Consider the following 11200-nt stretch of genomic DNA (forward strand, 5'->3'; position numbering starts at 1 on the left):
AACGGTTATAAAATATAAAATCAAGGATAATAATTTTATAATTTCCTTACCTTTAGTAGGAGTGGAGTGGATATTTGTTTTGATGTGACTTGGAGCAAGCAAAATAAATATCCCCCACTTTTTTGTATTATAGTAAAATTAATAAATAATAAAGAAATAAATAAGAAACCTATGTTAGTATAATAATAGTACATATTTAAATAGGTGGTAAGATGGTTAAAAAAAGAAGGAAAGTATACAAAAGAAGAAAAATAAATAGAAATAAGTATAAGTTTTTAATAAGAAGAATATTTGCTTTTATTTTGCTAGTTACATTCTTTATGGGGTTAAAATATATATTTACTAATAATAGAGAATTTATATCTTCAGAAAGTATAAATAATTATATAGATTATGTAGATAGTTTTAGTGGATGGAGAAAGCAATTAAATTGGAAAGAAGTAGCTGCTATAGATGGCATTAAAAACATAGATTATAATAATATAAATAAAAAGAAGATAGAGGAAATTTGCAAGTGGTTTTATGATGAGAATAATAACATAAAGGATTTTGAGAAAGTTTTAGAAGAACAAGACTTTACAGATAAAGAGAAAAAAAGGGCTGAAAAAAACTTGAAAAATTTAAGTGAGGTTAGTTTGAGAAATATTAGGGGAGACTCTGATAAAGAAAAGGACAAGCTGATAGAGAATATGAAAGAAATAAGTATAGAGAATTATAAGAAAAGCGGAGTTTTACCTTCAGTAACTATTAGCCAAGCTATCTTAGAATCAAACTGGGGGAAATCTGAATTGTCTGCTAAGTATAATAATTATTTTGGTATAAAAGCAAGTGCAGGATGGAAGGGGAAAATAGCTACTTTCTCAACTAAAGAAAATTACAACGATACTATAAAAGCTAATTTTAGAGCATATGATTCATTAGAAGAGTCTGTTAATGACCTTGGAAATTTTTTGAATGTAAATAGTAGATATAGAAAAAATGGATTATTTGATGGGAAGAACTATATTGAGCAAGCACAAGCTTTAGAGGATGCAGGATATAGCACTAAAAAGAACTCTAAAGGAGAAGCTATTTATGCAGATTTATTAATAGAGTTAATTAAGGATAACAATTTAATGATTATTGATAGTGAAGCAGTTAAGAATGAATAAAAGAAGAATGAAAAAAACCCCAGTATTTAATACGTGGGGTTTTTTTGAAACAAAAGGTACAATTTCATAAATACCAAAAGGTAATTATAAACTTAGCTTATTTTTATTAGAAAAATATAGTTTTAAAACTTCTTTTGAGTTAATGTTATCCCAGTCTAAGTGATCTATTAAGAATTCTCTTCCTAAAACTATATAATGACTCTCGTCAAAATTTAAATAATCTTCATAGCATATGTTACTAGTTGAGGTTATCTCTTTAATAGATTTTCTAGTTAGCAAATGCTTTTTGTATATCTTTGAACATTCCTTTACTATAGGGTCTAATTTATCAACAGGATCTATATCAAAAAATGAATGTGCTATATGACTAGGAATACTTGAATCCTCATATATAATCATACCTTCTTTGCAAGGTAGCAATTCTCTTATTTCTTCTGGGGCATTATCAAACTTAATATTTAACATAGTAGAAAAGGTAGCAGTTTGCATTTTGGTAAAAGTGCTTATTTGTATATGTATAGCTGCTAGATAACACTTGATAGAATTAAGCTTGTCCCCTAATAAATAGTAGGCATTACCTAAAAGCATATAAGATGGAGCTGAAGTTGGGTTAAGTTTTATAGCTTTTACAAGAGCAACTTTAGCCAATTTTAACTCATTCTTTTTTATAGCATCCTCAGCCAGCTTTGTTAAAGCTACAACTTCTTTCATATGCATTCCCCTTTCTTTGATTACTATAATATATATTATATCATCTAGAAAAAGGTAATAAAAGTAAAAATGGATATTTAATAACTTACTTTGAATTTATTTTCATCTTCTACCAAGCCTATTTTCTTAAGAGAGTAGTCATCAACACGAATAAATCTATTTCCTTCCTTTATTATAGATAGGAATTTAGATATATTTTCTTCCAAGCCTTGAACTTGTATTTCAACCATTCCATTATTTAAATTTCTTGCAAATCCAGTTAGGGCGTATTTTATAGCATTACTTTGAGCAAAGTATCTAAAGCCTACCCCTTGTACTCTTCCTTCAACTATAATTAAGCATCTAATCATCAAGTTATCCTCCAAATTGTAATTATTCATTAAAAAGAATTATAGCACATAATATACAATTAACAAAATACAAAAAATATTGTAAATTTTCAGAAAATAAGATATAATTTCTTTGGGTATTGAGAAAATGAGGAGGTAATTCAAAGTGTTGGAAAAGAGTTTGGTTTTAATTAAGCCAGATGCAGTGGAGAAAGACATAATTGGTGAAGTAATTAGTTATTATGAAAAGGCGGGGTTAAAGGTTGTTGCTTTAAAGATGGAAAGAGCAACTGAAGAATTAGCAGAAAAGCATTATGCAGAACATAAGGGAAAGCCTTTTTATGAAGGGTTAATAAAGTTTATAACTAGAAGTCCTTTGTGTGCTCTTATTATTGAGGGAGAGAATGCTATAGAAAGCGTAAGAAAAATAAATGGAGCCACAAATCCTAATGAAGCAGAAGAGGGAACTATTAGAAAGGCATTTGCTACAAGTAAATCAGAAAATTGTGTACATGCATCTGATTCTGTAGAAAGTGCAAATAGGGAATTGGCAATATGGTTTCCAGAAGTTGCAGAAAGTGTATTGGTTGGTTAATATAAAAAATAAGCTGTGTAATGTTACAATATTACACAGCTTATTTTTTATATAGGAGTGGGGGATATTTGTTTTGATGTGGCTTGGAGCTACACCTTTATTTCTTAAATTTCTTTAATAGATAAAGTATAAGTAATATAAATATTCCTAGAAATAATCCCATACCTAAAAAGCCTAATAGGGAAGGAGATGTACTATTATTAGTGGATGTACTACCTATTCTTATCCATTCATCATCGTATATCTTTAAAGAATCTCTATCTAAATCTTTAAATACTTCACATTTATCAAGGGTTTCATCAGTAGGATAAGATTCTTTAACTTCATCATCTAACATTTCGTATGTTTTCCAGTTAGGAGTATAGTATTGAATATAATCAACATTTTGTAATGAGTTTTCTGGGTCAGTTAAGAAGTTTATAAATGCTTCAGCACCTTCTTTATTAGGAGCACCTTTAGGAATTACCATAGCATCAAACCACTTATTAGAACCTTCTTCTGGTACAACATATTCTAGTTTTGGATTTTCACTTATTATGTAATTAGCATCACCTGACCATACAGTTGCAAGTGCTGCTTCATCATTAATCATAGCATCTTTAACTTGATCAACAAACCATGCTTTAACTATTGGCTTTTGCTCTATAAGTATATCTGCAGCTTTCTTTATTTCTTCTGGATTAGTTGAATTCATTGAATAACCAAGTTTGCTTAATGCAATAGCCATAGTATCTCTAACAGAGTTAAACATTATTATTTCTTTATCATATTTTTTATCCCATAATATATCCCAGCTATTAACTTCTTCTTTTACAACTTCAGGATTATATATGATTCCTATAGTTCCCCACATATAAGGAACTGAATATTCGTTATTAGGGTCATATGATAAGTTCTTAAATTTATCATCTATATATTTATAATTTGGTATATTATCAAAGTTAATCTTTTCTGCCATATTTTCATTAATCATTTTTTCAATCATATAATCAGAGGGGAAAACTAAATCGTACTGATTGCTTCCTGATTTAATCTTAGAGTACATGATTTCGTTAGTATCGTATGTAGAATATTCAACCTTGTATCCAGTTTCTTCTTCAAATTTTGTAATTAATTCTTCATCTATATAGTCACCACAGTTAAATACATTAATTACTTTATTAGACTCACTTTTACTGCCTACACAACCTATTAATGAACTAGATATAAGAATAGTAGCTGATATTAGGGCAATTAATTTTTTATGCATTTTCAATACTATCACCTCTAGAAGATTTTTTGTTAACTATAAGCAATAAAGCTAAAACAGTAATAAACATTAATGTAGATAAAGCATTAATTTCTGGTTTAATACCTCTTCTTGCCATAGAGTAAATTTCTATAGATAGATTTGAAACTCCAGGACCTGTAGTAAAGAATGAAATTACAAAATCATCTATAGACATTGTGAATGCCATTAAGAATCCAGCCATTATTCCAGGTTTTATTTGAGGAATTATGATTTTTCTTAAAGCATAAAAAGGAGTAGCACCTAAATCTAAAGCAGCCTCTGTTGTATTTGCTGGAAGTTGTTTTAGTTTTGGAAGTACTGAAAGTATTACATAAGGTATATTAAAAGTAATATGTGCTAAAAGCATTGTTGTAAATCCAAAATCTAATTTTACAAATATAAATAGTGACATTAAAGCTATACCAGTAACTATATCTGGGTTTAATACAGGTAGGTAATTAATATTTAGTAGGAAGTTCTTACCGAATCCTTTTTTCATATTGTGTATACCTATAGCTGTAACAGTTCCTATTATTGTAGCAATAGTTGAAGCTAAAAGTGCAATAACTACAGTATAGTAAAGAGCACTCATTATATTTTCATTATGAAGTAATTCTCCATACCACTTGAAGGTGAATCCATTCCATTTAGCCATAGTTTTTGAATCGTTAAAAGAGTAAATCATAAGTGTTATTATAGGTGCATATAAAAATGCAAATATTATAACAAGATAAAATCTTTTTATGAATTTTTCAAACTTATTTACCAAAGTCCTGCACTCCCTTCTTTGTCTTCTGAGTCAAATCTATTCATTACTGCCATAGATATAAGGATAACAATCATCATTATTATAGAGATTGCTGAACCAAAGTTACGGTTACCCATAGTAGTAAATTGTTGTTCTATTAAGTTACCAAGAAGCATGTATTGTCCACCACCTAGAAGGCTGGAAATAACAAAGGTAGATACAGCAGGCATAAATACCATAGTTATTCCTGATATAACACCAGGAAGGCTTAGGGGAAATACTACTTTGGTAAATATTTGTTTTCTAGTTGCTCCAAGATCACTTGCAGCATCAATTAAACTTTGATCCATTTTTGACAGTATAGTGAATATTGGTAATACCATAAAAGGTAAGAAGTTATATATCATACCAAGTAATACTGCACCATCATTATATAAAAACTGTATTGGTCCAATGCCGAAGTTAGCTAAAAAGTTATTTACAAAACCATTCTTACCTAGGATTGGTAACCAAGCATAAGTTCTAAGTAGGAAGTTCATCCACATAGGAACTATAAAAAGCATAATAACTAAATTTCTTCTAGATGGAGAAATTTTAGAAATAATATATGCAACAGGGTATCCTAGAATTAAACATGCAACTGTAGTTAGACCAGCTAACTGTATTGATTTATAAAAAATATGTGCATATTGAGAATTCATTAATCTTGTATAATTTTCAAGAGAAAAGCTGTATCCATCAGGAGTTTCTACTGTAAAACTAAAAAATAGAACTATTAATAAAGGTATTAATATAAATAATGAACTCCATACAATATATGGGTAAGCAGCAGATTTACTGCTGTTAATTTTCTTCATCTTATCTCACCTTTTTCATGATGTGAATATCTTCAGGATATATATCTAATCCTACTTCACTATCAACTTCAGCAAATTTAGTGTTATGTAAAATCCAAGTTCTATTATTTTCTTCTACAACAATTTCATAATGAACACCTTTAAAGATTACAGATTTTACTATACCTTTTAACATTCCTTCTTCTGCTTTGACTATTTTAAAGTCTTCAGGTCTTATTACAACATCGATTTCTTCATTTGTTTCAAAACCTTTATCTACGCATTCAAATTCTCTATCTGCAAAAATAACTTTAAAGTCTTCTGCCATAACACCATCAAGAATGTTGCTTTCTCCAATGAAGTCAGCTACAAAAGCGTTAGCAGGTTCATTGTATATATCTTCAGGTGTACCTTTTTGTTGTATAAGCCCTTTGTTCATAACAACAATAGTATCTGACATTGTTAGTGCTTCTTCTTGGTCATGTGTTACAAATATAAAAGTGATACCAAGTTCTTGTTGAATTTTCTTTAACTCTAATTGCATTTCTTTTCTAAGTTTTAAGTCTAGTGCACCAAGAGGTTCATCTAATAGAAGTACTTCAGGTTCATTAACTAAAGCTCTTGCTATTGCAACTCTTTGTTGTTGTCCTCCACTTAGGGATTCTATACTTCTTTTTTCAAATCCAGATAAAGAAACCATTCTAAGCATTTCTTTTACCTTTTTATCTATTTCATCTTTTGAAAGCTTTTTTATCTTTAACCCAAATGCAATGTTTTCATAAACATTCATATGAGGGAATAGTGCATATTTTTGGAATACGGTGTTTAATTGCCTCTTATAAGGAGGAATATCTGAGATATCTTCATTTTTAAACATTATACTTCCAGAATCTGCAGTTTCAAAACCAGCTATTATCTTAAGAGTGGTAGTCTTACCACAACCTGAAGGTCCAAGTAAGGTAACAAACTCATTTTTTCTAATGTTTAAAGATAAATTATCTAAGACTGTATTATCTTCATATTGTTTACTAATGTTTTTTAATTCAATTATATTTTCACTCAATATAAACACCTCTTTCTAAAAAACTAAATTAAAATGATGGTGGAGTACTAATCCAAATAACTTTTGCAGGGGTTTTCCCAGCATTTGATATATAATGATTTTCACGCGCTTGATAGTAGAAACTTTCACCTTTTTTTACTTTATAAGTTCTTTCTCCAAGATGTAAAAATATGATTCCTGCAAGTACATATCCAAATTCTTCACCTTCGTGAGGTTCTTCTTCTATATATCTTCCGCCTGGTTCAAGGGTAATCATTATAGGTTCCATCTCATTCTTTTGAGCATTTGGAACTAACCACATAAGTTGATATTTTAACTCTTCGTTTTCAGTTTCAAACATATCTTCATTGGTGAAAGTAATTCTCTCCTCAGAAGTTTCACTGAAGAACTCTTTTAAGTTTGTACCTAATATCTCTAGTATATCCATTAAGGTTGCAATAGATGGTGAAGTTAGATCATTTTCTAATTGAGAAATAAATCCTTTTGATAATTCACACCTATTTGCAAGCTCTTCTTGTGTTAATTGTTTTTCAACTCTTAATCTTCGAATTTTGTCTCCTATTTGCACATTTACACCTACCATCTTTAATTTATAAAAATAACTGTTACTAAACTAATAGTTTAAAATTACTAAACAAACAAAAATATTATATATAGAATAGAGGGAAAAATCAATATTTTTATAAAAAATATTGGAAAAAATATTTGCTCCTAACATAGAGTATGCTTGAAGTGTAGAGAAATATGAAAAAAATAGTTTAGTAAAATATAAGGGGAAGTTTAGTATAACTAAGAAAAATAAATAAAAAGTTTTTTTGCGTTTATTTAGAATAAGAATTTGATATAAAAATTATTTGTATTGATAATGGTGTATAAATATGAGATATTTATTATAAAAATAGTTGGAAATATTATAGGTGATGAATTATGTTATATTCTGATGGTTTATATATGAGAGAGGGAAAGAGGATTTATATAAAACAGCCAATATTAGAAGAGTTAGAGTTTGTGGCTAGTCTTTGGTCGGATGAAGAGACTATGAAGGATATTGGTGGGGTTTTTTCATTTCCTAGAAGTAAGTGGGAAGGTTTTTATAAAAAAATGGTTTATCCATCTGATGGTAAAAACTTTTATTGTTTAGTGTATTTAAATGATGGTTCTCCTATAGGAGAGGTGAGCTTTCATGGATATGATTCAGCTACTAAAGTTGCAAGGTTTAATATTAAGATATTATCTAAATATAGAAATAATGGCTTTGGAGAAGAGGCTGTAAAGTTATTATTAGAGTATTTCTTTATTGAATTTGGTGGCGAGATAATAATGGACAACATCTCTACAGAGGCAGGGGTAAGGCTTGCTGAGAAAACTAAGTTTACTATTATATATAATCAAAACGGAAATGCAAGTGTAAGAATTAGTAAAGATGAATTCTTAGAGAAGAAGGAAGAGTCAATTAAAAATGTAGGTTTTATAATCCATGATGAAATGAATGTTTTAGATTTTACACTAGCAAAAGAAATTTTTATGCTATCTAATAAAATAGAAAAGAAAGAACTTTTTAAACTACATGAGATAGACCCTTCATTTATAAGTGATAATAAAGAAGTGGAAGAGAAAATTGATATATTATTCATTCCAGGTGGCAATAATTTAGATAATAGTACTTTAGGGGATTTGTATACAAAATTTCATTATTGTGATTATGTATGTATAAAAACAGATAAGTTTAATTTAAATGAGTACAATGAAGAGAGAAAGTTTTTTAGAGATAGAAAAGGCTATGAAAGTGTTAATAAAAACTTTGTTGATAATGGTAAAATAATGGTAAGTTACAATTTACTTGGTGAAATAGAGATGCTATTGGGAATGATTACAAAGGTTTATGGAAGAAGGCTTTCAAATAGCATAGCTAAAAAATTAGGGTACAATAGTACTTTATAAAATTTAAATATTATTGTAATATAAATATATAGGAATAGTTTGTTCGTAAAGTGGAGGTATCTTATGAATTATACGAAGAGGAGTATAATCTTTTTTGTAACTATTATTTGTCTTTTGGTTAGCCTTGTGTGTATTGTTTATTCTTACATTGGTGGAGGGTCAAAAGAAATAAGAGCAGCTAAAAGGTTTGTTAGTTTGTTGTACTCAGAGGATATAGTGGATAAAACTGAAAAATTAAAAAATATATCTTATGAAAGTGCAAAGAAATATGATATGAATAATGAGAGTGAATATTATATTGTAAATACTAGGGATTTTGGTATAGATGTTGATAATGAGTTTAAAGTCATTGGTTTCAAGAATAAAGTATGTACTATTGGTGAGACCAAAGTAAGTGAAGAACAAGCTATTAAAAAAGCAGAAGATTATTTGGACAAAATATATAAAGGTGATGTGGAATTTAAAGAGTTTATAAAAAGTGAAGGGCAAGAAGTGTCCTACTATTCATTAATATTTACTAAGTTAGAGGATGGATATCCTTTTTATAAGGATCAAATAATAGTAAATATAGATAAGGAAAAGGGAACTTTAGATGGATATTCAAATATTTCAACTTTAAAAGAGCCTAATAGAGTTAGAATTAAGGTAACTCAGGATAAAGCTGAAGAGATAGCATTAAATGAAGCGTTGAGCCTTGTGGAAAAGAGTGAGATAGTAGGAGAAACATTTAAAGCTTTTTATGAAGATAGTGGTAAGAATGAAACAGAACTTTGTTATGTTATTTCTATAAAAGGTTTAGGAATTGATGGGAAAGAAACAAGATTGAAGTACTTTGTTTCCACTGAAAGTGGAGAAGTTATTAATAGAATAAAGGATATTGTTACTGAAACAAAGTCATTAAAATAAAAAGAGGATATATTATAATTGAAAATTAAAGGAGCTGTATCAAAATAATTTATTATTTTGATACAGCTCCTTTTTTACTGTTTTTGATATTACTTAGAGATTGCCAAGGAATAATCAAAACAAACATAAACCACTAGTTCCATTCATCCACATTTTTTAGTTCTGGTATTGAGCTGGCCTTGAATACTGGTTCTTTAATTCCTGCCTTCTTTTGAGCTCTGTAATCCTCAAGAGCTTTAAAGGCGAATTTTCCTAATAATGCAATAACTATAAGGTTTAAAACTGCCATTAATCCCATGAATACATCTGCTAAGTTCCAAACTATGTTTAAGTTGGCTATTGATCCAAAGAACACCATAGCACCAACAAATAATCTATAAAGAGTTAAATATATTTTTTTATCTGTTAAGAATTCAATGTTAGCTTCACCATAATAGTAGTTTCCTACAATAGAACTAAAAGCAAATAGTAGTATACAAAAAGCTATGAAATAACTTCCCCAAGCACCTACTTGTGAGCTTAAAGCATTTTGAGTAAGTTGTATACCTTCTAAATTACTATTTAAGTCTACACCTGATAAAAGAATTATGAAGGCTGTACATGTACAAATTATAATTGTGTCAGTGAAAACTCCAAGTGTTTGAATTAAACCTTGTTTAACAGGGTGAGTTACAGTTGCAGTAGCTGCAGCATTTGGAGCACTTCCCATACCAGCTTCATTAGAGAATAAACCTCTCTTAATACCAGTCAATAAAGCAGCACCCATTGTTCCACCAACTACTTGTTCAGCACCAAAAGCACTTTTTACTATAAGAGATATTAGAGCTGGAAGTTGTGTTATATTCATTATAACTACAAGTAAAGCTACAAAAATATACGCTAATGCCATTACAGGAACTATAACTTCTGAAACCTTAGATACTCTGTGAACACCACCAAATATTATAACAAGTGTTATGATAGTTAGAAGTATTCCAATTATAACGTTACTAGTACCAAATGCTTCATTCATTGCTAGAGCAATAGTATTAGATTGAACTGAGTTGAATATTAATCCAAAAGTGATTGTTATTAATATAGAGAATATAATACCAAGCCATCTTTTACCAAGGGCTTTTTCCATGTAATATGCAGGTCCACCTACATAAGAACCGTTTTGTTGCTTTGTTTTATAGATTTGAGCTAAAGTTGATTCTACAAAGCTTGATGCTGCACCAATTAAAGCTATTATCCACATCCAGAATATTGCACCAGGTCCACCTACAGTAAGAGCTAATGCTATACCTGCAAGATTCCCAGTACCTACTCTTGAAGCGGTACTTATACAAAAAGCTTGAAATGAAGAAATGCTACCCTTTGTTTTTTCTTGAGTAGCTCCATCTCCAAGAAGCCTAAACATTTCTTTTAAGTATTTAAATTGTACAAATTTTGTTTTCCATGTGAAATATACACCTAATACTAAAAGCATAGCTATTAAGATATAAGTCCATAGGAAATTATTAAATGATTGAATAAAATTGTTTAATAAATCCATTTATTGTCCCCCGTTCTAGTAATATTTTGTTGCTTATTACGATAAAATACTCTTTTATAATATATGAAAAAGCTACTTTTTGCAAGAAAAAAAATAAAAGTTGCATAAAAAGAATA

General features: G+C 29.1%; 12 protein-coding genes. 4 read left to right on the forward strand and 8 right to left on the reverse strand.

Annotated features, from left to right (window positions below; translation table 11 throughout):
* Nucleotides 1–212 precede the first annotated feature (212 nt).
* Nucleotides 213–1151 carry a glucosaminidase domain-containing protein gene (locus KIB46_RS06560; protein ID WP_156560586.1) on the forward strand — a complete coding sequence of 313 codons (939 nt, stop codon included), beginning with the start codon at nucleotides 213–215 and terminating at the stop codon, nucleotides 1149–1151.
* An 84-nt stretch (nucleotides 1152–1235) separates the two neighbouring features.
* On the opposite strand, the gene KIB46_RS06565 is transcribed toward KIB46_RS06560, so the two are convergent.
* The gene (locus KIB46_RS06565) at nucleotides 1236–1862 is read right to left on the reverse strand and encodes a tetratricopeptide repeat protein (RefSeq protein WP_195963199.1); all 627 of its coding nucleotides are present in this window, start codon (nucleotides 1860–1862) and stop codon (nucleotides 1236–1238) included.
* Nucleotides 1863–1939: 77 nt separating this feature from the next.
* Complete coding sequence (locus KIB46_RS06570; RefSeq protein ID WP_156560582.1) at nucleotides 1940–2212, reverse strand: acylphosphatase; 273 nt, start codon at nucleotides 2210–2212, stop codon at nucleotides 1940–1942.
* Nucleotides 2213–2357: 145 nt separating this feature from the next.
* Between KIB46_RS06570 and ndk the strand changes: the two genes are divergently transcribed.
* Nucleotides 2358–2786: a nucleoside-diphosphate kinase gene (gene ndk / locus KIB46_RS06575; protein WP_156560580.1), complete on the forward strand. Its 429-nt coding sequence runs from the start codon at nucleotides 2358–2360 to the stop codon at nucleotides 2784–2786.
* Nucleotides 2787–2883: 97 nt separating this feature from the next.
* Here the strand turns inward: ndk and KIB46_RS06580 are convergent, their stop codons facing one another.
* Genes KIB46_RS06580 through KIB46_RS06600 form a run of 5 tightly spaced genes read right to left on the reverse strand, consistent with a single transcriptional unit; the run spans nucleotide 2884 to nucleotide 7271 of the window.
* Nucleotides 2884–4041, reverse strand: a complete 1158-nt coding sequence (locus tag KIB46_RS06580) for a spermidine/putrescine ABC transporter substrate-binding protein (protein ID WP_291671229.1) — start codon at nucleotides 4039–4041, stop codon at nucleotides 2884–2886.
* On the reverse strand, nucleotides 4028–4825 hold the full coding sequence (locus tag KIB46_RS06585; RefSeq protein WP_156560578.1) for an ABC transporter permease: 798 nt from the start codon (nucleotides 4823–4825) through the stop codon (nucleotides 4028–4030). The genes KIB46_RS06580 and KIB46_RS06585 overlap by 14 nt, the downstream gene beginning before the upstream one ends.
* Nucleotides 4819–5661 (reverse strand): ABC transporter permease, encoded by an 843-nt coding sequence (locus KIB46_RS06590; protein WP_156560576.1) that lies wholly within the window; start codon nucleotides 5659–5661, stop codon nucleotides 4819–4821. Before KIB46_RS06590 ends, KIB46_RS06585 begins: the two co-directional genes overlap by 7 nt.
* A gap of 1 nt (nucleotide 5662) precedes the next feature.
* Nucleotides 5663–6706, reverse strand: a complete 1044-nt coding sequence (potA, locus tag KIB46_RS06595) for a spermidine/putrescine ABC transporter ATP-binding protein (RefSeq protein WP_363290327.1) — start codon at nucleotides 6704–6706, stop codon at nucleotides 5663–5665.
* A gap of 25 nt (nucleotides 6707–6731) precedes the next feature.
* Nucleotides 6732–7271: an XRE family transcriptional regulator gene (locus KIB46_RS06600; protein ID WP_055183605.1), complete on the reverse strand. Its 540-nt coding sequence runs from the start codon at nucleotides 7269–7271 to the stop codon at nucleotides 6732–6734.
* 359 nt (nucleotides 7272–7630) lie between these two features.
* Here KIB46_RS06600 and KIB46_RS06605 point away from each other — a divergent pair, with 359 nt between their 5' ends.
* Both KIB46_RS06605 and KIB46_RS06610 read left to right on the forward strand, forming a co-directional pair.
* Nucleotides 7631–8644 carry a GNAT family N-acetyltransferase gene (locus tag KIB46_RS06605; RefSeq protein ID WP_291671230.1) on the forward strand — a complete coding sequence of 338 codons (1014 nt, stop codon included), beginning with the start codon at nucleotides 7631–7633 and terminating at the stop codon, nucleotides 8642–8644.
* A gap of 63 nt (nucleotides 8645–8707) precedes the next feature.
* Nucleotides 8708–9550, forward strand: coding sequence for a YcdB/YcdC domain-containing protein (locus tag KIB46_RS06610; RefSeq protein ID WP_291671231.1), 843 nt, complete (start codon nucleotides 8708–8710; stop codon nucleotides 9548–9550).
* A 133-nt stretch (nucleotides 9551–9683) separates the two neighbouring features.
* Here the strand turns inward: KIB46_RS06610 and KIB46_RS06615 are convergent, their stop codons facing one another.
* Nucleotides 9684–11084, reverse strand: coding sequence for an alanine/glycine:cation symporter family protein (locus tag KIB46_RS06615; RefSeq protein ID WP_291671232.1), 1401 nt, complete (start codon nucleotides 11082–11084; stop codon nucleotides 9684–9686).
* Between the last annotated feature and the right edge of the window lie 116 nt (nucleotides 11085–11200).

The sequence above is a fragment of the Clostridium sp. genome, assembly GCF_018372875.1.
In the GTDB taxonomy this organism is placed as follows: domain Bacteria; phylum Bacillota; class Clostridia; order Clostridiales; family Clostridiaceae; genus Clostridium.